This is a genomic window from Erwinia sp. S38 (assembly GCF_016624545.1).
GTDB classification, from domain to species: Bacteria; Pseudomonadota; Gammaproteobacteria; order Enterobacterales; family Enterobacteriaceae; genus Erwinia; species Erwinia coffeiphila.
Window position 1 is genome coordinate 1 of sequence record NZ_JACVTS010000042.1, and the last position, 21,541, is coordinate 21,541.

The window sequence follows — 21,541 nt, forward strand, 5'->3', positions numbered from 1 at the left end:
TTCTCCGTATTTAAGTCGGGAACGTGTCAACGCTATTCAGGACGGGTCACAGAAATAAAAAAAGCCGGGATGCAGATCCCGACTTTTTACTGGCTCTTTTCTGACACTGATTGAAAATCAGGCCAGCCTCGCAGTTACTTCTTCAGATGAGAGGTAAAATCGCGTTTGTCGTAGCCGGTGTACAGCTGACGCGGACGGGCAATTTTCACGCCGTCATCGTGCATTTCTTTCCAGTGTGCAATCCAGCCAACGGTACGCGCCATCGCGAAGATAACGGTAAACATTGAAGATGGAATGCCCATGGCTTTCAGAATGATGCCGGAATAGAAGTCGACGTTTGGATAGAGTTTGCGCTCAATAAAGTACGGATCGTTCAGTGCGATGTGCTCCAGTTCCATGGCGACTTCCAGCAGGTCATCTTTCATACCCAGCTCTTTCAGCACTTCATGGCAGGTTTCACGCATCACGGTGGCACGCGGATCGTAGTTTTTGTACACGCGGTGGCCGAAGCCCATCAGACGGAACGAATCGTTCTTATCTTTGGCGCGGCGCAGGAACTCAGGAATGTGTTCAACGGTGCTGATCTCTTCCAGCATACGCAGGCAGGCTTCGTTCGCGCCGCCGTGAGCCGGTCCCCACAGCGAGGCGATGCCCGCGGCGATACAGGCAAACGGGTTCGCACCGGAAGAACCGGCGGTACGTACGGTAGAGGTGGAGGCGTTTTGCTCGTGATCGGCATGCAGGATCAGAATACGATCCATCGCTCTTTCCAGTACCGGATTCACGACATAATCCTCACACGGTGTGGAGAACATCATGTGCAGGAAGTTACCGGCATAGGAAAGATCGTTGCGCGGATAGGCAAACGGCTGACCGATTGAATATTTGTAACACATTGCCGCCATGGTAGGCATTTTAGACAGCAGGCGGAAAGCGGCGATCTCACGATGGCGCTCAATGTTAACGTCCATGGCATCATGATAGAAAGCAGCCAGCGCGCCGGTTACGCCGCACATAACGGCCATCGGATGCGAGTCGCGACGGAAGCCGCGGAACAGATGATGGATCTGCTCGTGCAGCATGGTGTGGCGAGTCACTGTCGTTCTGAATTCGTCAAACTGGGCTTTTGTCGGGGCTTCGCCGTTTAACAGGATGTAGCAGACTTCCAGATAGTTGGAATGCAGAGCCAGCTGATCGATGGGGAAACCACGATGCAGCAAAATGCCTTCATCGCCGTCGATGTAGGTAATTTTTGATTCGCAGGACGCGGTAGAGGTAAAGCCTGGATCAAAGGTGAAATACCCTTTAGAACCTAAAGCCCGGACATCAATCTCTTCCTGACCTAATGTGCCTTTAAGCACATTAAGTTCAATAGGAGCTTCGCCTTCGAGGGTTAGCGTCGCTTTTTTATCAGCCATTTATAGTCTCCTTAGCGCCTTATATAGGGATCTTTAACACCGGGAAGTCACGCACTCCCAGCTCATTGCCAGGCGCAGAAGGTAATCATCTCTGTGGCATCTTTAAGGCGTGCAGGGTACAGAGTGACGGGCGCTCGTGGGCTGGGTTAGGCACATTCCTGAGAGTGTAGCATGGTAGTTAAGAGATCCGGTCTAAACATGCTTACGTTATAACCAATACCGTTGCTTTATAAAGAATACGACTCAATGTTACATAACTTGTGCTTAGGGGAAAGTGTATCCCCATAACTTTTGTGCATCATAGAACTTTTATTGCTCAGTTTGTAACAGAGATGTTGAAGTTATGTCAAATCAGATAATTAAATTTGTATCAAATATGAAAACCGTGAATGCGATCACTGTTCTATCGAAATGTCTCCAAAGTGTTTGTAGGGGAATTGTAATGAGAATGTGATCCGCCTATACTGCCGCCAGGTCTCCGGGAATACCCTGTTGTAGGAGCCACCCAGCGTTTCATACGCGTCGTTTTGACACTGGATGTTGTTTTAGGTGCCTGGCGCAATGTTTGACTTGTTAACGCTGTCTGACCCGCCCTCAGGACCGGAGGAAGCAAAATAAGAAAAGCTGTGTGGGCAAAACCGTGAAAAAACAAAGACCTGTCAACTTGGATCTCACTACGATCCGGTTTCCCGTTACTGCAATAGCATCCATTCTCCACCGCGTTTCCGGTGTGATCACCTTCGTGGCGATCGGGATCCTGCTCTGGTTACTGGGTCTGTCACTCTCTTCACCCGAAGGCTTCCAGCAGGCATCCGCCGTGATGGACAGCTTTATCGCTAAATTCATTATGTGGGGCATTCTGACCGCGCTGGCTTATCACATTGCCGGCGGCATTCGCCATTTAATGATGGACTTTGGCTATCTGGGTGAAACATTAGAAACGGGCAAACTTTCTGCGCAAATTGCGTTCGGTATTACTGTCGTGCTCTCAATCCTGGCTGGAGTCCTTGTATGGTAAGCAATGCTTCTGCACTGGGTCGTAATGGCATCCATGACTGGCTGCTGCTACGTGCCGCCGCCATGGTGATGACCCTCTATGTGATTTATATCCTCGGTTTTCTGGTGATGTCTGGCACCCTGACCTATGACATCTGGCGTGGTTTTTTCGCCTCTTCCTTTACTAAAGTTTTCACCCTTCTGACGCTGTTCTCCATCCTGGTGCACGGCTGGATCGGTATGTGGCAGGTACTGACCGACTACATTAAACCACTGGCGCTGCGCATGATGCTGCAGCTGGTGATTGTGGTTGCGCTGTTGGTATATGCAATTTATGGAACTGTAGTGGTGTGGGGTGCGTAATGAGTTTGCCAGTCAGAGAATTTGATGCCGTAGTTATTGGTGCCGGTGGTGCAGGTATGCGCGCCGCACTACAAATTTCCCAATCGGGCCAGACCTGTGCCCTGTTGTCGAAAGTTTTCCCAACCCGTTCCCACACCGTGTCTGCTCAGGGCGGTATTACCGTAGCGCTGGGTAACAGCCACGAAGATAACTGGGAATGGCACATGTACGATACCGTCAAGGGTTCCGACTACATCGGAGACCAGGACGCGATTGAATATATGTGCAACGTTGGTCCGGAAGCGATTCTGGAACTGGAGCATATGGGCCTGCCGTTCTCCCGTCTTGATGATGGCCGAATCTACCAGCGTCCGTTCGGCGGCCAGTCGAAGAACTTCGGCGGCGAGCAGGCGGCTCGTACCGCAGCAGCCGCTGACCGTACCGGCCATGCGCTTCTCCATACGCTGTATCAGCAGAACCTGAAAAACCACACCACTATCTTCTCCGAATGGTACGCGCTGGACCTGGTGAAAAACGCCGACGGTGCCATCGTGGGTTGTACCGCACTGAATATTGAAGATGGTGAAGTGGTTTACTTCAAAGCCCGCGCTACCGTGCTGGCAACCGGCGGTGCCGGACGTATCTACCAGTCAACCACCAATGCGCATATCAACACCGGTGACGGCGTGGGTATGGCACTGCGTGCCGGTGTGCCGGTGCAGGATATGGAAATGTGGCAGTTTCACCCGACGGGGATTGCCGGTGCCGGTGTACTGGTAACGGAAGGCTGTCGTGGTGAGGGTGGTTACCTGCTGAACAAGCACGGTGAGCGCTTCATGGAACGCTACGCGCCAAATGCGAAAGATCTCGCCGGTCGCGATGTGGTTGCACGCTCGATCATGATCGAGATTCGTGAAGGCCGCGGCTGCGATGGTCCGTGGGGCCCGCACGCCAAGCTGAAGCTTGATCACTTAGGTAAAGATGTTTTAGAAGCGCGTCTGCCGGGCATCCTCGAGCTGTCCCGTACCTTTGCGCACGTCGATCCGGTGAAAGAGCCGATCCCGGTTATCCCGACCTGCCACTATATGATGGGCGGCATTCCGACCCGCGTAAGCGGCCAGGCGCTGACGGTAAATGAACAGGGTGAAGATGTGTTGATCCCTGGCCTGTTTGCCGTGGGCGAAATCGCCTGCGTATCGGTACACGGTGCTAACCGCCTGGGCGGCAACTCGCTGCTCGATCTGGTGGTCTTTGGCCGTGCTGCGGGTGTGCACCTGCAGGAATCTATCGCCGAGCAGGGTGAGCTGCGCGATGCGACAGAAGAAGAGATCGAAGCTTCTCTGGCACGTCTGAACCGCTGGAATAACAACGTTTCGGGTGAAGATCCTGCCGAGCTTCGTAAAGCGCTTCAGTCCTGTATGCAGAATAACTTCTCGGTATTCCGTGAAGGTGATGCGATGGCGAAAGGCCTGGCCGAACTTAAAGTTCTGCGTGAGCGCCTGAAAAATGCCCGTCTTGACGATCGTTCCAGCGACTTCAACACCCAGCGCGTTGAGTGCCTGGAGTTGGATAACCTGATGGAAACGGCTTATGCCACCGCGGTGTCGGCTAACTACCGCACCGAAAGCCGTGGAGCGCACAGCCGCTTCGACTATCCTGAGCGTGATGATGCGAACTGGTTATGTCACAGCCTGTATCTGCCGCAAAGTGAAAGCATGACTCGCCGTGAGGTGAACATGCAGCCGAAACTGCGTGCGGCCTTCCCGCCGAAAGCGCGTACTTACTAGTTTGCGGAGAAACACATGAGACTCGAATTTTCCATCTATCGTTACAACCCGGATGTCGATGATGCTCCGCGGATGCAGGATTACACGCTGGAGTCTGAAGAAGGCCGCGACATGATGCTGCTGGATGCGCTGATGCGTCTGAAAGAGAAAGATCCGACATTAGCCTTCCGCCGTTCGTGCCGTGAAGGGGTATGTGGTTCTGACGGTATCAACATGAACGGTAAAAACGGTCTGGCCTGCATCACACCGGTTTCCGCATTGGGCAACGGCAAAAAGAAAATTGTTATCCGCCCGCTGCCTGGATTACCGGTTATTCGTGATTTGGTGGTAGACATGGGGCAATTCTATGCTCAGTATGAGAAGATTAAGCCTTACCTGTTGAATAATGGGAAAAAACCACCAGCAAGGGAACATTTACAGCAGCCGGAGCAGCGTGAAAAACTGGATGGCCTGTATGAGTGTATTCTCTGTGCATGCTGTTCCACCTCATGTCCGTCATTCTGGTGGAACCCGGACAAATTTATTGGCCCGGCAGGGTTACTGGCTGCGTACCGTTTCCTGATTGACAGCCGCGATACAGAAACCGATGCGCGTCTGGATAATCTGAGTGATGCTTTCAGTGTATTCCGCTGCCACAGCATCATGAACTGTGTCAGTGTCTGCCCGAAAGGGCTAAACCCGACCAAAGCCATCGGCCATATCAAGTCGATGTTGCTGCAGCGTGGTGCATAATAGTGTTGTTTCCGGGAACCTCTGGTTCCCGGAGTTTTAACAGGACATCTTTGTAAGATGTTTCCAATAGAGTGCAGTTGTTGGAAACGTCTTGCAAAGGTTCCCTTACGGGCCGGTCGCTCGTATCGAAGAACCGTATTTCGGTAAGCCGTTTACGCGGCGCGGGACTTGCAAAGGTTCCATTAAACAACCACGGCGAAAAAAAGCAAAAAATGCTTAAGGGATCACAATGCAGAACAGCGCGATGAAACCCTGGCTGGACTCCTCCTGGCTGGCCGGCGCGAACCAGTCCTACATAGAGCAACTCTATGAGGACTTTTTAACCGATCCTGACTCTGTCGATGATGCATGGAAATCTCTTTTCCAGCAGCTTCCCGGTACTGGGGTTAAACCTGAGCAATTTCATTCCACGACTCGCGAGTACTTCCGTCGTCTGGCGAAAGACGCATCGCGTTATACCACCTCCGTTAGCGATCCTGAAACCAACGCCAAGCAGGTCAAGGTTCTCCAGCTGATTAACACCTTCCGTTTCCGCGGACATCAGCATGCCAACCTCGATCCGTTAGGGCTGTGGAAACTGGAGACGGTTCCGGATCTTGATCCTGCCTATCATGGATTAAGTGAGGCTGACTTCCAGGAGAGTTTCAACGTCGGTTCATTTGCCATCGGCAAAGACACGATGAAGCTGTCCGACCTGTATGCAGCACTGAAGCAAACCTACTGTGGTTCCATCGGCGCTGAGTACATGCATATCACTAATACCGATGAGAAGCGCTGGATTCAGCAGCGTCTTGAGTCGGTAATGGGGCGCGCTTCGTTCTCTCCAGAAGAGAAGAAAGGCTTCCTCAAGCAGCTGACCGCAGCAGAAGGTCTGGAGCGCTATCTGGGGGCGAAATTCCCGGGAGCTAAACGCTTCTCACTGGAAGGCGGCGATGCACTGGTGCCAATGCTCAATGAGATGATCCGTCATGCCGGTAAGAGCGGCACGCGTGAAGTGGTGCTGGGTATGGCGCACCGCGGACGTCTTAACGTGCTGATCAACGTGCTGGGTAAAAGGCCGCAGGAGCTGTTCGACGAGTTCTCCGGCAAGCATAAAGAACATCTGGGTACCGGCGACGTTAAGTACCATATGGGCTTCTCCTCTGACGTTGAAACAGAGGGTGGCAGCGTGCACCTGGCGCTGGCATTTAACCCATCACACCTGGAGATCGTTAGCCCGGTGGTTATGGGCTCCGTTCGCGCGCGCCTCGATCGTCTTGATGAGCCGAGCAGCAATAAAGTACTGCCGATTACCATTCATGGCGATGCAGCAGTCACCGGGCAGGGCGTGGTGCAGGAAACCCTGAACATGTCGCAGGCTCGTGGTTATGAAGTGGGCGGTACCGTACGTATCGTGATCAACAACCAGATTGGTTTCACCACCTCAAACCCGAAAGATGCCCGTTCGACTCAGTACTGTACCGATATTGGTAAAATGGTGCTGGCACCGATTTTCCACGTAAACGCGGACGATCCGGAAGCCGTTGCCTTTGTCACTCGTCTGGCGTTGGATTTCCGTAACACCTTCAAACGCGACGTCTTTATCGATCTGGTTTGCTATCGCCGTCATGGCCACAACGAAGCTGATGAGCCAAGTGCGACGCAGCCGGTGATGTACCAGAAAATCAAGAAACACCCTACGCCGCGTAAACTCTATGCTGACAAGCTGGAAGCCGAGAAGGTCGCCAGCCTGGAAGATGCCACGGAAATGGTCAATCTGTACCGTGATGCTCTGGATGCCGGTGAATGCGTGGTGCCTGAGTGGCGTCCGATGAGCCTGCACTCCTTTACCTGGTCTCCTTATCTTAACCACGAGTGGGACGAGAAATATCCGGAAACCACAGATCTGAAGCGCCTGCAGGAACTGGCTAAGCGCATCAGTACGGTGCCGGAAGCGGTTGAAATGCAGTCGCGCGTAGCGAAAATTTATAACGACCGTGCCGAAATGGCCGCGGGTAATAAACTGTTCGACTGGGGCGCAGCTGAAAACCTTGCCTACGCCACGCTGGTTGATGAGGGCATCCCATGCCGTCTGTCCGGTGAGGATATGGGGCGCGGTACTTTCTTCCATCGCCATGCGGTGATCCACAACCAGGCTAATGGTTCTACCTACACCCCACTGCAGCATGTACACAATGGGCAGGGGACCTTCAAAGTCTGGGACTCTGTACTCTCAGAAGAAGCGGTACTGGCCTTTGAATACGGTTACGCCACCGCAGAACCACGTACCCTGACCATCTGGGAAGCGCAGTTTGGCGACTTCGCCAACGGTGCTCAGGTGGTAATCGATCAGTTCATCAGCTCCGGCGAGCAGAAGTGGGGCCGTATGTGTGGCCTGGTGATGCTGTTGCCGCACGGTTATGAAGGTCAGGGACCGGAGCACTCTTCCGCACGCCTGGAGCGTTATCTCCAGCTTTGCGCCGAGCAGAACATGCAGGTTTGCGTGCCGTCCACACCGGCTCAGGTTTATCACATGCTGCGTCGCCAGGCGCTGCGCGGTATGCGCCGTCCGCTGGTGGTGATGTCACCGAAGTCATTGCTGCGTCATCCGCTGGCGGTATCTTCTCTGGAAGAACTGGCTAACGGCGGTTTCCAGCCTGCTATCGGTGAAATCGATGAGCTTGATCCGCAGGGCGTGAAGCGCGTTGTGCTGTGTTCCGGTAAGGTTTATTACGACCTGCTGGAAAAACGTCGTAAAAACGAGCAAACCAACGTGGCCATCGTTCGTATCGAGCAGCTGTATCCGTTCCCGCATAAAGCGGTACAGGATATCCTGCAGCAGTACGCTCACGTGCATGATTTTGTCTGGTGTCAGGAAGAGCCTCTGAACCAGGGTGCATGGTATTGCAGTCAGCATCATTTCCGCGAAGTCGTGCCGTTTGGGGCTTCATTACGTTATGCCGGTCGTCCCGCTTCTGCATCGCCGGCAGTTGGCTATATGTCCGTTCACCAGAAGCAGCAGCAAGATCTGGTTGATGACGCGCTGAACGTTGAATAAATTAAGGAAAAATAATGAGTAGTGTAGAGATTCTTGTTCCCGATCTGCCAGAATCCGTTGCTGATGCGACTGTTGCAACCTGGCATAAAAAACCTGGCGATAGCGTTCAGCGTGATGAAGTGCTGGTCGAGATCGAAACTGACAAAGTGATCCTGGAAGTTCCAGCTTCAGCAGACGGTGTACTGGAAGCGATCGTTGAAGATGAAGGTGCAACCGTAACGTCTCGTCAGGTGCTGGGTCGCCTGAAAGAGGGCAACAGCGCGGGCAAAGAAACGTCAGCGAAAGCCGACAGTAAAGAGTCGACTCCGGCACAGCGTCAGAGCGCTTCTCTGGAAGAAGAGAGCAACGATGCCCTGAGCCCGGCAATTCGTCGCCTGATTGCGGAGCACAACCTTGATGCAGCCGCAATTAAAGGTAGCGGAGTCGGCGGTCGTCTGACGCGTGAAGATGTGGAGAAACACCTGGCTAAGGCACCGGCAGCGAAAGCCGCCGAACCTAAAGCAGCTGAAGCTGCACCGGCCAGTTCGCTGGGCAACCGCAGTGAAAAACGCGTGCCGATGACTCGTCTGCGTAAGCGCGTAGCTGAACGTCTGCTGCAGGCTAAAAACAGCACCGCCATGCTGACCACCTTCAACGAAGTGAACATGCAGCCAATCATGTCACTGCGTAAGCAGTACGGTGAAGCCTTCGAAAAACGTCACGGTGTGCGTCTGGGCTTTATGTCCTTCTACATCAAAGCCGTGGTAGAAGCGCTGAAGCGTTACCCGGAAGTGAATGCCTCAATCGACGGCGAAGACGTGGTGTACCACAACTACTTCGACGTCAGCATTGCAGTCTCCACTCCACGTGGCCTGGTGACTCCGGTGCTGAAAGATGTTGATGCCCTGAGCATGGCGGACATCGAGAAGAAAATTAAAGAGCTGGCTATTAAAGGCCGTGACGGCAAGCTGACCGTAGATGAACTGACCGGCGGTAACTTCACCATTACCAACGGCGGCGTCTTTGGTTCACTGATGTCCACGCCGATCATCAACCCACCCCAGAGCGCGATCCTGGGCATGCATGCCATTAAAGATCGTCCTATGGCGGTAAACGGTCAGGTTGTGATTCAGCCAATGATGTATCTGGCACTTTCTTACGATCACCGTCTGATTGATGGCCGCGAATCCGTCGGCTATCTGGTGGCGATTAAAGAGCTGCTGGAAGATCCGGCTCGTCTGCTGCTGGACGTTTAAAACCCCTGGCGTGCGGCCCCGTGCCGCACCCATCCTATGTGTAGCCGTTGTTGACGGCTAAGTCTTTTCAGACCTGAATGGATAGAACATCATGAACTTACACGAATATCAGGCAAAACAGTTGTTTGCACGGTATGGCTTACCGGCACCAACCGGTTATGCCTGCACCACGCCACGTGAAGCAGAAGAAGCCGCCTCTAAAATCGGCGCCGGTCCGTGGGTAGTGAAATGTCAGGTTCATGCCGGTGGCCGCGGTAAAGCGGGCGGTGTGAAAGTGGTTAACAGCAAAGAAGACATTCGTGCTTTCGCTGAAAACTGGCTGGGTAAAAACCTGGTCACTTACCAGACCGATGCTAACGGCCAGCCGGTAAACCAGATTCTGGTTGAAGCCGCGACCGACATCGACCAGGAGCTGTATCTGGGTGCAGTGGTTGATCGTGCAACGCGTCGTGTTGTGTTTATGGCGTCGACCGAAGGCGGCGTGGAAATTGAAAAAGTGGCGGAAGAGACCCCGCACCTGATTCATAAAATGGCGCTGGACCCACTGACTGGCCCGCAGCCTTTCCAGGGTCGCGAGCTGGCCTTTAAACTGGGCCTGACCGGCAAGCAGATTGGTCAGTTCACCAAAATCTTCATGGGTCTGGCAACGCTGTTCCTGGAACGCGATCTGGCACTGGTTGAGATCAACCCGCTGGTGATCACCAAGCAGGGCGATCTGGTCTGCCTGGACGGCAAACTGACTGCCGATGGTAACGCGATGTTCCGCCAGCCTGAACTGCGCGAAATGCGCGATCCAAGCCAGGAAGATTCCCGTGAAGCACACGCAGCGCAGTGGGAACTGAACTACGTGGCGCTGGAAGGTAACATCGGCTGTATGGTTAACGGCGCAGGTCTGGCGATGGGTACCATGGACATCGTTAAGCTGAGCGGCGGCCAGCCGGCTAACTTCCTGGACGTTGGCGGTGGTGCAACCAAAGAACGCGTGACTGAAGCGTTTAAAATCATTCTGTCCGATGACGCAGTAAAAGCGGTATTCGTGAACATCTTCGGCGGCATTGTTCGCTGTGACCTGATCGCTGACGGTATCATCGGTGCCGTGGCGGAAGTGGGTGTAAACGTACCGGTTGTTGTGCGTCTGGAAGGTAACAATGCTGAACTGGGTGCCAAAAAACTGGCAGACAGCGGCCTGAATATTATTGCAGCAACCAGCCTGAGTGACGCGGCGCAGCGCGTTGTTGCCGCAGCGGAGGGTAAATAATGTCAATTCTGATCGATAAAAACACCAAAGTGATCTGCCAGGGTTTCACCGGCGGTCAGGGTACCTTCCACTCCGAACAGGCGCTGGCCTATGGTACGCAGCTGGTTGGCGGCGTGACGCCAGGCAAAGGCGGTACTGAGCACCTGGGGCTGCCGGTATTTAACACCGTGCGTGAAGCAGTAGAAGCGACAGGCGCAACCGCATCTGTTATCTATGTTCCGGCTCCGTTCTGTAAGGACGGTATCCTGGAAGCTATCGATGCCGGTATCAAACTGATTATTACCATCACCGAAGGTATTCCGACACTGGATATGCTGACCGTGAAGGTGAAGCTGGACGAAGCCGGTGTGCGCATGATCGGTCCTAACTGTCCGGGCGTTATCACCCCGGGCGAATGTAAGATCGGCATCATGCCTGGTCACATTCACCAGCCGGGTCGTATCGGTATCGTTTCACGTTCCGGTACACTGACTTATGAAGCCGTTAAGCAAACGACTGATATCGGCTACGGCCAGTCTACCTGCGTCGGTATCGGCGGTGACCCAATTCCTGGCTCTAACTTCATTGATATTCTGAAGCTGTTCCAGGACGATCCGCAGACTGAAGCGATCGTGATGATCGGTGAAATCGGCGGCAGCGCTGAAGAAGAAGCCGCGGCGTTCATCAAAGAACACGTCACCAAACCTGTTGTTGGCTATATTGCTGGTGTTACCGCGCCGAAGGGCAAGCGTATGGGCCACGCCGGTGCGATCATCGCCGGTGGTAAAGGTACTGCTGACGAGAAATTTGCAGCTCTGGAAGCGGCCGGTGTTAAAACCGTGCGTAGCCTGGCTGACATCGGCGATGCGGTTAAAGCCGTTCTGCCACAGAAATAACGTTAAAAAAACTCGACATATTGGCCACCTTCGGGTGGCCTTTTTTTTGATCCTCTGCCAGGCTTTAAGCAGTTCATCAAAAATGGCTTATTTATTATTTAATATAATATTTCTCGTCATGTCTTAAAGTGCCCATCATATTACCTTAATGTTTAACTGTTACGTAAATATAAGGTACAAATAATTAACAACATTGCCTTTGCTACCATTTGTTAATGGTCTAAATATTATTTTAGATCAAAAAAACGCGACTTATTTACCAGGTATTTAACTGGAAGAATTTGTCAATTTTGGTATAAATTGCGCTATATCAAACGGATGTCCTGGCCCACCCTGTGCTGAAATTTGATCTGGATATGAAAAACAATAATGCAGCGATAAACCCCTTTAAATATAAGTCTATTGGGGCGTATTATAGCTGGTGCAAGTCTTACCGAGATTTTTAACCTGTTTTTAACTTTTAGAGCACCCTGGCGGGAGGCGCACTGTTATGCGTCTGAAACCAATACCAGGAATAATTATGTTTTTTCGGGTCAGCGAAATATACCTGAGTAATTTACTCAATTATTTTTTTGCCGCGACCCATTAGCGGAGCAAGGAGTCAAAATGTTGGATATTGTCGAACTGTCGCGGTTACAGTTTGCCTTGACTGCCATGTATCACTTCCTGTTTGTACCATTAACGCTGGGTATGGCGTTTCTGCTGGCAATAATGGAAACGGTATATGTGCTTTCAGGTAAGCAAATCTATAAGGATATGACTAAGTTCTGGGGCAAGTTGTTTGGGATTAACTTTGCTCTTGGCGTCGCAACAGGACTCACCATGGAGTTCCAGTTCGGTACCAACTGGTCCTATTACTCTCACTACGTAGGCGATATCTTCGGTGCGCCGCTGGCGATCGAAGGCCTGATGGCGTTCTTCCTCGAATCGACCTTTGTCGGCCTGTTCTTCTTCGGTTGGGATCGTCTGGGAAAAGTGCAGCATATGGCTGTGACCTGGCTGGTTGCGCTGGGATCAAACCTTTCTGCACTGTGGATTCTGGTCGCCAACGGCTGGATGCAGAACCCGATTGCCTCAGAATTTAACTTCGAAACCATGCGTATGGAAATGGTCAGCTTCTCTGAGCTGGTGCTGAACCCGGTTGCTCAGGTTAAATTCGTTCACACCGTTGCTGCGGGTTACACCTGCGGAGCGATGTTTATCCTCGGTATCAGTTCTTACTATCTGCTTCGTGGCCGCGATCTGGCATTTGCTAAACGCTCATTCGCGATTGCAGCCAGCTTTGGTATGGCCGCTATTCTGTCGGTTATCGTACTGGGTGATGAATCCGGTTATGAAATTGGTGACGTACAGAAAACTAAACTGGCGGCAATAGAGGCCGAGTGGGAAACCCAGCCGGCTCCTGCTGCGTTTACCCTGTTCGGTATTCCCGATCAGGATACGCAGGAAAATAAATACGCGGTGCAAATTCCCTGGGCGCTGGGCCTGATTGCTACCCGTTCGGTGGATAAACAGGTAACCGGTCTGAAAGAGCTGCTTGGCCAGCATGAAGTCCGTATCCGTAACGGGATGAAAGCCTATGAACTGCTGCAGGAACTGCGTAGCGGCAACCAGGACCCGGCTGTTCGTACTGCCTTCAATGCGGCGAAACATGACCTCGGATATGGCCTGCTGCTCAAACGCTATACGCCAAACGTCACTGATGCCAGCGAAGCGCAAATCGAGATGGCAACCAAGGATTCAATTCCACGCGTAGCACCGCTCTATTTCTCCTTTCGTATCATGGTGGGCTGTGGCGTGCTGATGCTGCTGATTATCGGTCTGTCATTCTGGTCAGTGATTCGCAACCGGATTGGTAACTGCAAAACGCTGCTCAAGTGTGCTCTGTACGGTATTCCACTGCCGTGGATTGCTATTGAGTCCGGCTGGTTTGTTGCCGAGTACGGTCGTCAGCCTTGGGCAATCGGTGAAGTGCTGCCAACTGCCGTGGCGAACTCCTCACTGACCGCTGGTGACCTGTTGTTCTCGATGGGTCTGATTTGCGGGCTGTATACCCTGTTCCTGGTCGCGGAAATGTATCTGATGTTTAAATTCGCCCGCCTTGGACCGAGTAGCCTGAAAACCGGACGCTATCACTATGAGCTGTCCAGTACTCATTCGCAGCCGGCGCGCTAAGACAGGAGTTCTCACATGTTTTCTTACGAGATATTGCGTTTTGTATGGTGGGTGCTGATCGGTGTACTGCTGATTGGGTTTGCCGTCACCGAAGGCTTTGACATGGGCGTGGGTATGCTGTCGCGTATTCTGGGTAAAACCGATACCGAGCGCCGCGTGATGATTAACAGTATTGCACCGCACTGGGACGGTAACCAGGTCTGGCTGATTACCGCCGGTGGTGCATTGTTTGCTGCCTGGCCAACGGTCTATGCCGCAGCGTTCTCCGGTTTTTACGTAGCGATGATTCTGGTGCTGGCGTCTTTATTCTTCCGTCCGGTAGGGTTTGATTACCGCTCGAAAATTGAAGACATGCGCTGGCGCGGAATGTGGGACTGGGGCATTTTCATCGGTAGCTTTGTGCCGCCGCTGGTGATCGGTGTGGCGTTTGGTAACCTGCTGCAGGGTGTGCCGTTCCATATTGATAGCGATCTGCGCCTATTCTACACCGGCAACTTCTTCCAGCTGCTGAATCCGTTTGGTCTGGTGGCAGGTATTGTCAGCCTGACGATGTTCCTGACCCAGGGGGCAACTTATCTGCAAATGCGTACCGTGGGTGAACTGCATCTGCGTTCACGCGTTACCGCGCAGATTTCTGCACTGGTGATGATGGTGTGCTTCCTGCTGGCAGGTGTCTGGGTTGTCTACGGCATTGATGGCTATGTCGTGACCTCCGCTATCGATCATAACGGCGTTTCTAATCCGTTACTGAAAGAAGTGAGTCATGAAGCGGGAGCCTGGATGCGGAACTTCAACAGCGCTCCGATACTGTGGGTTATTCCTGCGCTGGGCGTTGCGCTGCCGCTGTTGACGATTCTCTGTTCTCGTCTGGAGAAAGGGGCCTGGGCATTCGTCTTCTCTTCTCTGACGATGGCCTGCGTTATCCTGACCGCGGGCGTGGCGATGTTCCCATTCATCATGCCTTCAGTAACCGTACCTAATGTCAGCCTGACAATGTGGGATGCAACGTCGACTCTGCTGACGCTGAGAGTAATGACCGTAGTGGCAATTATCTTTGTGCCAATCGTCCTGTCTTACACCATCTGGTGTTACTACAAAATGTTCGGTCGCGTGACCAAAGAGCAGATTGAAAGTAACAGCCATTCTCTCTACTAAGAAGGAGCGACACTATGTGGTATTTTGCCTGGATACTTGGCACGCTGCTGGCCTGTGCTTTCGGTGTGATCACCGCGCTGGCTCTGGAGCAGGCAGAAGCAACAGCGAAAGATAAACATTAATGGGGCAGGGCATCGCTTATCTTTATCGGCTGATGGATAAGGGCCCGCTGCGGGCCCTTTCACTGATAGCCGCACTGCTGCTGGCGGGTTGTATGTTTTGGGACCCGTCGCGCTTTGCTGCTAACAGTAGCCAGCTTGCCATCTGGCAGGGACTGGTGCTGATGTGGGCCGTTTGCAGCGGGGTGATTCACGGCGTAGGCTTTCGTCCGCGCCGCCTGCGCTGGCAGGGATTTTTCTCGCCGCTCCCGGCTCTGGTGGTACTTATCATCGGTCTGGCATTTTTCTTTTTATAAACGCCTCTGGGGTCAGCAGTGGCTGACCCTTTCACTCTCTTCTTCCTTCTGTTCGATTCAGTGCTAAGAAATCTTTTTTTAGCTGCATTTCTGTCAGTCTTTGTCTGTTAAATGTGCTGAAATCAGCTAAGTTGTTACCGGCTGATAATTATTTTCGTTCCCCTCTGGCAACCCATTCCAAAGGCGTAATCTCTTGCGTATAGTAGCAACGTTTTCATGTACCAACGTTTAAGCATTACCGGGATGTAGAGTGAGTACAACGCTGTTTCAATGGCCGGTTCGCGTCTATTACGAAGACACCGATGCCGGTGGTGTGGTTTACCACGCCAGCTATGTCGCTTTTTATGAACGAGCACGGACTGAGATGCTGCGTCAGCGCCATTTCAATCAGCAGGCGCTTCTGGAACAACAGGTCGCTTTTGTCGTGCGTCGTATCACGGTCGATTACCTTGCAGCTGCCCGCCTCGACGATATGCTCGACGTGCAGAGCGAGGTCGTTGCCATGAGCAGAACGACCATGACATTTGCCCAGCGTATCCTTAATGCAGATGGCCGTGTGCTCAATGAAGCAGAAGTCCTTATCGCCTGCATCAACCCACATCTAATGAAGCCGATAGCGCTTCCCAAGTCTATTGTCGCGGAGTTCAAGCAGTGACTGACATGAACATTCTTGATTTGTTCCTGAAGGCGAGCCTTCTGGTCAAACTTATCATGTTGATTTTGATCGGGTTTTCAATCGCTTCCTGGGCGGTCATTATTCAGCGTACCCGTATCCTCAATGCTGCTGCACGCGATGCGGACGCCTTCGAAGACAAGTTCTGGTCGGGTATCGAACTGTCTCGTCTTTATCAGGAAAGCCAGGCGCGTCGCGATGAACTTGGCGGTTCTGAACAAATCTTCTACGCGGGCTTTAAGGAGTTTGCACGTCTTCATCGTGCGAACAACCATGCCCCCGAAGCGGTGGTGGAAGGGGCGACGCGCGCCATGCGCATTTCCATGAACCGCGAGCTGGAAGCGTTGGAAAACCACATTCCATTCCTCGGTACTGTGGGCTCCATCAGTCCTTACATTGGCCTGTTTGGTACGGTGTGGGGGATTATGCATGCCTTTATCGCGCTGGGCGCGGTGAAACAGGCCACCCTGCAAATGGTTGCTCCGGGTATTGCTGAAGCACTGATTGCCACGGCGATCGGTCTGTTCGCGGCGATTCCGGCCGTTATGGCCTATAACCGCCTGAACCAGCGTGTGAACAAGCTGGAACAGAACTACGACAACTTTATGGAAGAGTTTACGGCTATCCTGCATCGTCAGGCTTTCTCCAGCGACGCAAGCAAGTAAGTCGGAGGTTTTATGGCCAGAACGCGTGGTCGCGGTCGTCGCGATCTGAAGTCCGAAATCAATATTGTTCCATTGCTGGACGTGCTGCTGGTGCTGTTGCTGATTTTCATGGCAACGGCACCGATTATCACCCAGAGTGTGGAAGTGGATCTGCCGGACGCAACCGATTCAAAAACAGTCTCCAGTGACGATAATCCGCCAGTGATTGTCGAAGTTGCGGGCGTCGGACAGTACAGCCTGGTGGTCGATCACGACCGGATGGAGCAGCTGCCGCCGGAACAGGTGATTGCCGAAGCGCGAAGCCGCATTACGGCGAATCCGAAGACCGTGTTCCTGATTGGCGGTGCTAAAGAAGTGCCTTACGACGAAATCATTAAGGCGCTGAACTTGCTGCATCAGGCAGGCGTTAAGTCCGTCGGACTGATGACGCAGCCGATTTAATTCATCCGAACCGTTTTTGGGAACCGAGAGTGTCGAAGGCAACCGAGCAAGACGATAAGTTAAAACGAGCCATAACCATTTCCGTGGTGCTGCATATCATTTTGATTGCGGCGCTGGTATGGAGCTCGTTTGACGAAAATATCGACGCCAGCGGCGGCGGTGGCGGTAGCGATATTGACGCGGTGATGGTCGATCCTGGTGCTGTCGTTGAACAGTACAATCGCCAACAAAATCAGCAGAGCGACAGCAAGCGCGCCGAGCAGCAGCGTCAGAAGCAGGCAAAACAGCAGGCGGAAGAGCTGCAGCAGAAGCAGGCCGCTGAGCAACAGCGGCTGAAGCAGCTGGAAAAAGAGCGTCTGCAGGCGCAGGAAGAAGCAAAACAGCAGGCGGCGGAACAGGCAGCCGAGCAGAAACAGGCGGAAGCCGCAGCCAAACAGGCGCAGCAGGAACAGAAACAGGCCGAGGCGGCTGCAGCAAAAGCCAAGGCTGAAGCGAAAGCCGAAGCGGACGCACAGGCTAAGGCGAAAGCGGATGCCCAGGCGAAAGCCAAGGCCGATGCCCAGGCGCAGGCTAAAGCAGAGGCCGATGCTCAGGCCAAAGCCACAGCGGATGCCAAGAAAAAAGCCGAAGAAGAGGTCAAAAAGGCTGCTGCTGACGCGAAGAAAAAAGCGGAAGAGCAGGCTAAGCAGGCCGCTGCTGAAGCGGCTAAAGTGAAAGCAGCCGCGGATGCGAAAGCTGCAGCAGCGGAAGCCAAGGCGCAGGCTGCTGCCGAGGCGAAAGCCCAGGCCGCCGCAGAAGCAAAAGAAAAAGCCGCAGCGGAAGCCAAAGAGAAAGCCGCCGCTGAAGCGAAGGCAAAAGCCGATGCTGCCGCGAAAGCGAAAGCCGACGCCGCGGCCAAAGCCAAAGCGGATGCCGCAGCCAAGAAGAAAGCGGCAGCCGAGGCAGCGAAAGATGCCGGTGACGTAGGCGACCTGCTGGGGGATCTCTCCTCCGGTAAGAATGCGCCGAAATCAGGTAATGCCGCAGGCGGTGGCGGCGCTGCAGGGCAGGGTACACAGAAAAAATCCGGTGCCTCCGGCGCGGCAATAGACAGTTATCTGGGTCAGGTTAAAGGTGCGATCCAGAGTAAGTTCTATGATGCAGATACCTTCGCCGGTAAAACCTGTGATGTTCGGATTAAACTGGCAGCAGACGGATTACTGATCTCCGCGAAGCCGGCGGGCGGTGACTCGGCACTTTGCCAGGCAGCGGTGAATGCCGCCAATATGGCGAAGATTCCTAAACCACCTAGCCCGGAAGTGTGGCAGGCTGTTAAAGATGCAACGCTGGAATTTAAACCGTAAGAATCCGGTAACCAGCGGCATGTTGAACTATGTTAAACATGCCGTACTCTTAGGTTTGTTGATACAAGGCTAATTATCATGGGCGTTTTGTCCGGATAAGGGAGAAATAATGAAGCAGGCATTTCGTGTAGCGCTGAGTTTTTTACTGCTGTTTGTCGCCGTGGCGCATGCAGAAGTACGCATTGAAATTACTCAGGGTGTGAACACTGCGCGCCCTATCGGCGTGGTTCCGTTTAAGTGGGATGGCCCTGGCGCTGCCCCGGAAGATATTGGTGGCATCGTTGCTGCCGACCTGCGTAACAGCGGCAAATTCAACCCGCTGGACCGTTCGCGTCTGCCACAGCAGCCAACTTCTGCCGCTGAAGTGCAGCCTGCTGCATGGACCGCGCTGGGTATTGATGCCGTAGTTGTTGGTCAGGTACAGCCTGGTGCCGACGGTAGCTATCTGGTTTCCTACCAGCTGGTCGATACCTCCGGCAACCCGGGTGCGGTACTGGCGCAAAACCAGTTCAAAGTCACCAAACAGTGGCTGCGCTATGCGGCGCACACCGCCAGTGATGAAAGCTTTGAAAAGCTGACCGGTATTAAAGGTGCGTTCCGTACCCGTATCGCCTACGTGGTGACCACCAACGGCGGTCAGTTCCCGTATGAGCTGCGCGTTTCCGACTACGATGGCTACAATCAGTTTGTGGTTCACCGTTCACCTCAGCCGCTGATGTCCCCGGCCTGGTCTCCGGATGGCAGCAAACTGGCCTATGTGACCTTTGAAAGCGGTAAATCAGCGCTGGTGATCCAGACGCTGGCCAACGGTGCTATCCGTCAGGTTGCTTCGTTCCCACGTCACAACGGCGCACCGGCATTCTCACCGGACGGCAGCAAGCTGGCTTTCGCTCTGTCTAAAACCGGCAGTTTGAACCTGTACGTGATGGATATTGGTTCCGGCCAGATCCGCCAGGTGACCGACGGTCGTTACAACAGCACCGAACCGACCTGGTTCCCGGACAGCCAGAGCCTGGCCTATACTTCTGACCAGGCCGGACGCCCGCAAATTTATAAAGTCAGTGCAAGCGGTGGTACACCGCAGCGTATTACCTGGGAAGGGTCACAGAACCAGGATGCGGACGTGAGCGCTGATGGCAAATCAATGGTGATGATCAGCACCAACGGTGGCGCTCAACACGTCGCCCGACAAGATCTGGTAACGGGAGCCGTTCAACAATTAACGGACACGTTCCTGGATGAGACGCCAAGTCTCGCACCTAACGGCACAATGGTAATCTACAGCTCAACTCAGGGTATGGGTTCCGTATTGCAGTTGGTTTCGACGGATGGGCGTTTCAAAGCGCGTCTTCCGGCAACTGATGGACAGGTCAAGTTTCCTGCCTGGTCGCCGTATCTGTAATGCATATAAATATGTATGACAAACAATAATTAGGAATCAAAAATGCAACTGAACAAAGTGCTGAAAGGCTTAATGCTGGCACTGCCAGTAATCGCGGTAGCGGCTTGTAGCTCACATAAGAACAACAACAACGACCAGACCAATGCAGGCCTGGACGGTTCTAACAGCGGCTACAACAACGGCGGCAACATGTCTTCTGACGAGCAGGCGCGTCTGCAGATGCAGCAGCTGCAGCAGAACAACATCGTTTACTTCGGTCTGGACAAATATGACATCCAGTCTGAATTCGCTCAGATGCTGGATGCGCACGCTAACTTCCTGCGTAGCAACCCGTCTTACAAAGTGACTGTTGAAGGTCACGCGGATGAGCGCGGTACTCCTGAGTACAACATCGCACTGGGCGAGCGTCGTGCTAACGCAGTTAAGATGTACCTGCAGGGTAAAGGTGTTTCTGCTGACCAGATCTCTATCGTTTCTTACGGTAAAGAGAAGCCAGCTGTACTGGGCCACGACGAAGCAGCCTATGCTAAAAACCGTCGTGCCGTACTGGTTTACTAAGAGACTCACATGATTAGTAGCTTCAGAACTCAACTATTGAGTCTGTCGTTACTGATTGGCATAGCGGCCCCCTGGGCCGCTAATGCCCAGGCAACAATCAGTAGCGTTGGCTCAGGCTCGGTCGAAGACCGCGTCACCACTCTTGAGCGTATTTCTAATGCTCAGGCACAACTCCTCCAGCAGCTTCAGCAGCAGCTTTCCGACACGCAAAACGATATCGATTCTTTGCGCGGTCAGATCCAGGAAAACAGCTATCAGCTGAACCAGGTTGTTGAGCGACAGAAAAGTATCCTTCAGCAGATTGACACTCTGAGCAGCGGCGGCGCTAATGCCGGTGCGCAGGCCAGCGGTGCGGGAGATGCAGCAGCCGGAGCGGCGGCTGCAACCGGCAGTGCGGCAGGCGATGCAACGGCGGCGGCTCCAGCGGCCGCACCGACGCAAAGCGGCGATGCGAATACCGACTACAACGCGGCGGTGGCGCTGGTACTGGAAAAAAAACAGTACGATCAGGCTATCGCAGCGTTTCAGGCCTTTGTGAAAAAGTATCCGGATTCAACCTATCAGCCTAATGCCAACTACTGGCTTGGGCAGTTGAATTACAACAAAGGCAAAAAAGACGATGCGGCCTACTATTTCGCCACCGTTGTCAAAAATTACCCTAAATCGCCAAAAAGCGCCGACGCGCTGTTTAAGGTTGGGGTGATCATGCAGGAGAAGGGCGATAAAGCAAAAGCCAAAGCCGTTTACCAGCAGGTCATAAAACTTTATCCAAACAGTGAAGCGGCAAAACAGGCGCAAAAGCGTTCTGCCGCTCTTTAACTGGCGCGATTTGACCAGAATACGCCTGAATTCTGGTCTTAACGCGTGAAAGCTAAGCAGTTGAACGTAATGTGTTGAAATAGTGGTTGCGCTGGAAATTCAAATCAGTAATATATGCCGCCGTTGCCGGGGGATATGTAAATAGCATCCAGCAGCGCAAAAGTGGGTCGTTAGCTCAGTTGGTAGAGCAGTTGACTTTTAATCAATTGGTCGCA

General features: G+C 53.1%; 20 protein-coding genes. 19 read left to right on the forward strand and 1 reads right to left on the reverse strand.

What is annotated here, in order from left to right; translation table 11 throughout:
- Positions 1–134: 134 nt before the first annotated feature.
- Entirely contained in the window at positions 135–1,418 is a 1,284-nt protein-coding gene (locus tag IBT46_RS26285) for a citrate synthase (RefSeq protein ID WP_105591079.1), read from the reverse strand.
- A 628-nt stretch (positions 1,419–2,046) separates the two neighbouring features.
- Between IBT46_RS26285 and sdhC the strand changes: the two genes are divergently transcribed.
- From sdhC to cpoB, 19 genes are all read left to right on the forward strand, one after another.
- A complete protein-coding gene (sdhC, locus tag IBT46_RS26290; RefSeq protein WP_105591080.1) occupies positions 2,047–2,436 on the forward strand; it encodes a succinate dehydrogenase cytochrome b556 subunit in 390 nt (129 codons plus the stop codon).
- Positions 2,430–2,777 carry a succinate dehydrogenase membrane anchor subunit gene (gene sdhD, locus IBT46_RS26295; RefSeq protein ID WP_105591081.1) on the forward strand — a complete coding sequence of 116 codons (348 nt, stop codon included), beginning with the start codon at positions 2,430–2,432 and terminating at the stop codon, positions 2,775–2,777. The genes sdhC and sdhD overlap by 7 nt, the downstream gene beginning before the upstream one ends.
- Positions 2,777–4,543 carry a succinate dehydrogenase flavoprotein subunit gene (sdhA, locus tag IBT46_RS26300; RefSeq protein WP_105591082.1) on the forward strand — a complete coding sequence of 589 codons (1,767 nt, stop codon included), beginning with the start codon at positions 2,777–2,779 and terminating at the stop codon, positions 4,541–4,543. Before sdhD ends, sdhA begins: the two co-directional genes overlap by 1 nt.
- 15 nt (positions 4,544–4,558) lie before the next feature.
- On the forward strand, positions 4,559–5,275 hold the full coding sequence (locus IBT46_RS26305) for a succinate dehydrogenase iron-sulfur subunit (protein WP_105591083.1): 717 nt from the start codon (positions 4,559–4,561) through the stop codon (positions 5,273–5,275).
- Between the two features lie 229 nt (positions 5,276–5,504).
- Positions 5,505–8,312: a 2-oxoglutarate dehydrogenase E1 component gene (gene sucA, locus IBT46_RS26310; protein ID WP_200548048.1), complete on the forward strand. Its 2,808-nt coding sequence runs from the start codon at positions 5,505–5,507 to the stop codon at positions 8,310–8,312.
- 14 nt (positions 8,313–8,326) lie between these two features.
- Positions 8,327–9,547 (forward strand): 2-oxoglutarate dehydrogenase complex dihydrolipoyllysine-residue succinyltransferase, encoded by a 1,221-nt coding sequence (gene odhB / locus IBT46_RS26315; protein WP_105591085.1) that lies wholly within the window; start codon positions 8,327–8,329, stop codon positions 9,545–9,547.
- A 91-nt stretch (positions 9,548–9,638) separates the two neighbouring features.
- Complete coding sequence (sucC, locus tag IBT46_RS26320; RefSeq protein ID WP_105591086.1) at positions 9,639–10,805, forward strand: ADP-forming succinate--CoA ligase subunit beta; 1,167 nt, start codon at positions 9,639–9,641, stop codon at positions 10,803–10,805.
- Positions 10,805–11,680 (forward strand): succinate--CoA ligase subunit alpha, encoded by an 876-nt coding sequence (sucD, locus tag IBT46_RS26325; protein WP_105591087.1) that lies wholly within the window; start codon positions 10,805–10,807, stop codon positions 11,678–11,680. Before sucC ends, sucD begins: the two co-directional genes overlap by 1 nt.
- A 606-nt stretch (positions 11,681–12,286) precedes the next feature.
- Complete coding sequence (gene cydA / locus IBT46_RS26330; protein WP_105591088.1) at positions 12,287–13,855, forward strand: cytochrome ubiquinol oxidase subunit I; 1,569 nt, start codon at positions 12,287–12,289, stop codon at positions 13,853–13,855.
- Between the two features lie 15 nt (positions 13,856–13,870).
- Positions 13,871–15,010 (forward strand): cytochrome d ubiquinol oxidase subunit II, encoded by a 1,140-nt coding sequence (gene cydB, locus IBT46_RS26335; RefSeq protein ID WP_200548049.1) that lies wholly within the window; start codon positions 13,871–13,873, stop codon positions 15,008–15,010.
- 14 nt (positions 15,011–15,024) lie between these two features.
- Positions 15,025–15,132, forward strand: a complete 108-nt coding sequence (gene cydX / locus IBT46_RS26340; protein ID WP_105591090.1) for a cytochrome bd-I oxidase subunit CydX — start codon at positions 15,025–15,027, stop codon at positions 15,130–15,132.
- The gene (ybgE, locus tag IBT46_RS26345; protein ID WP_200548050.1) at positions 15,132–15,425 is read left to right on the forward strand and encodes a cyd operon protein YbgE; all 294 of its coding nucleotides are present in this window, start codon (positions 15,132–15,134) and stop codon (positions 15,423–15,425) included. Before cydX ends, ybgE begins: the two co-directional genes overlap by 1 nt.
- 250 nt (positions 15,426–15,675) lie before the next feature.
- Positions 15,676–16,080 (forward strand): tol-pal system-associated acyl-CoA thioesterase, encoded by a 405-nt coding sequence (gene ybgC, locus IBT46_RS26350; RefSeq protein ID WP_200548051.1) that lies wholly within the window; start codon positions 15,676–15,678, stop codon positions 16,078–16,080.
- A 5-nt stretch (positions 16,081–16,085) separates the two neighbouring features.
- Entirely contained in the window at positions 16,086–16,763 is a 678-nt protein-coding gene (tolQ, locus tag IBT46_RS26355; RefSeq protein ID WP_172606538.1) for a Tol-Pal system protein TolQ, read from the forward strand.
- A 12-nt stretch (positions 16,764–16,775) separates the two neighbouring features.
- Positions 16,776–17,204 carry a colicin uptake protein TolR gene (tolR, locus tag IBT46_RS26360; protein WP_105591094.1) on the forward strand — a complete coding sequence of 143 codons (429 nt, stop codon included), beginning with the start codon at positions 16,776–16,778 and terminating at the stop codon, positions 17,202–17,204.
- Positions 17,205–17,233: 29 nt separating this feature from the next.
- On the forward strand, positions 17,234–18,547 hold the full coding sequence (gene tolA, locus IBT46_RS26365; protein WP_200548052.1) for a cell envelope integrity protein TolA: 1,314 nt from the start codon (positions 17,234–17,236) through the stop codon (positions 18,545–18,547).
- A gap of 109 nt (positions 18,548–18,656) precedes the next feature.
- The gene (tolB, locus tag IBT46_RS26370) at positions 18,657–19,949 is read left to right on the forward strand and encodes a Tol-Pal system beta propeller repeat protein TolB (RefSeq protein WP_105591096.1); all 1,293 of its coding nucleotides are present in this window, start codon (positions 18,657–18,659) and stop codon (positions 19,947–19,949) included.
- 42 nt (positions 19,950–19,991) lie between these two features.
- The gene (gene pal / locus IBT46_RS26375) at positions 19,992–20,507 is read left to right on the forward strand and encodes a peptidoglycan-associated lipoprotein Pal (RefSeq protein ID WP_105591097.1); all 516 of its coding nucleotides are present in this window, start codon (positions 19,992–19,994) and stop codon (positions 20,505–20,507) included.
- Positions 20,508–20,516: 9 nt separating this feature from the next.
- Positions 20,517–21,326, forward strand: coding sequence for a cell division protein CpoB (gene cpoB / locus IBT46_RS26380; protein ID WP_200548053.1), 810 nt, complete (start codon positions 20,517–20,519; stop codon positions 21,324–21,326).
- The last annotated feature ends 215 nt before the right edge of the window (positions 21,327–21,541 follow it).

Excerpts from the sequence above, each read along its gene's own strand:
- cpoB (WP_200548053.1), top strand. The coding sequence starts at position 20,517 with ATGATTAGTAGCTTCAGAACTCAACTATTGAGTCTGTCGTTACTGATT.
- IBT46_RS26305 (WP_105591083.1), top strand. The coding sequence starts at position 4,559 with ATGAGACTCGAATTTTCCATCTATCGTTACAACCCGGATGTCGATGAT.
- pal (WP_105591097.1), top strand. The coding sequence starts at position 19,992 with ATGCAACTGAACAAAGTGCTGAAAGGCTTAATGCTGGCACTGCCAGTA.
- ybgE (WP_200548050.1), top strand. The coding sequence starts at position 15,132 with ATGGGGCAGGGCATCGCTTATCTTTATCGGCTGATGGATAAGGGCCCG.
- IBT46_RS26285 (WP_105591079.1), bottom strand. The coding sequence starts at position 1,418 with ATGGCTGATAAAAAAGCGACGCTAACCCTCGAAGGCGAAGCTCCTATT.
- odhB (WP_105591085.1), top strand. The coding sequence starts at position 8,327 with ATGAGTAGTGTAGAGATTCTTGTTCCCGATCTGCCAGAATCCGTTGCT.
- sucC (WP_105591086.1), top strand. The coding sequence starts at position 9,639 with ATGAACTTACACGAATATCAGGCAAAACAGTTGTTTGCACGGTATGGC.
- sucA (WP_200548048.1), top strand. The coding sequence starts at position 5,505 with ATGCAGAACAGCGCGATGAAACCCTGGCTGGACTCCTCCTGGCTGGCC.
- cydB (WP_200548049.1), top strand. The coding sequence starts at position 13,871 with ATGTTTTCTTACGAGATATTGCGTTTTGTATGGTGGGTGCTGATCGGT.
- cydA (WP_105591088.1), top strand. The coding sequence starts at position 12,287 with ATGTTGGATATTGTCGAACTGTCGCGGTTACAGTTTGCCTTGACTGCC.
- sdhA (WP_105591082.1), top strand. The coding sequence starts at position 2,777 with ATGAGTTTGCCAGTCAGAGAATTTGATGCCGTAGTTATTGGTGCCGGT.
- sucD (WP_105591087.1), top strand. The coding sequence starts at position 10,805 with ATGTCAATTCTGATCGATAAAAACACCAAAGTGATCTGCCAGGGTTTC.
- tolQ (WP_172606538.1), top strand. The coding sequence starts at position 16,086 with ATGAACATTCTTGATTTGTTCCTGAAGGCGAGCCTTCTGGTCAAACTT.
- sdhD (WP_105591081.1), top strand. The coding sequence starts at position 2,430 with ATGGTAAGCAATGCTTCTGCACTGGGTCGTAATGGCATCCATGACTGG.
- cydX (WP_105591090.1), top strand. The coding sequence starts at position 15,025 with ATGTGGTATTTTGCCTGGATACTTGGCACGCTGCTGGCCTGTGCTTTC.
- tolB (WP_105591096.1), top strand. The coding sequence starts at position 18,657 with ATGAAGCAGGCATTTCGTGTAGCGCTGAGTTTTTTACTGCTGTTTGTC.
- tolR (WP_105591094.1), top strand. The coding sequence starts at position 16,776 with ATGGCCAGAACGCGTGGTCGCGGTCGTCGCGATCTGAAGTCCGAAATC.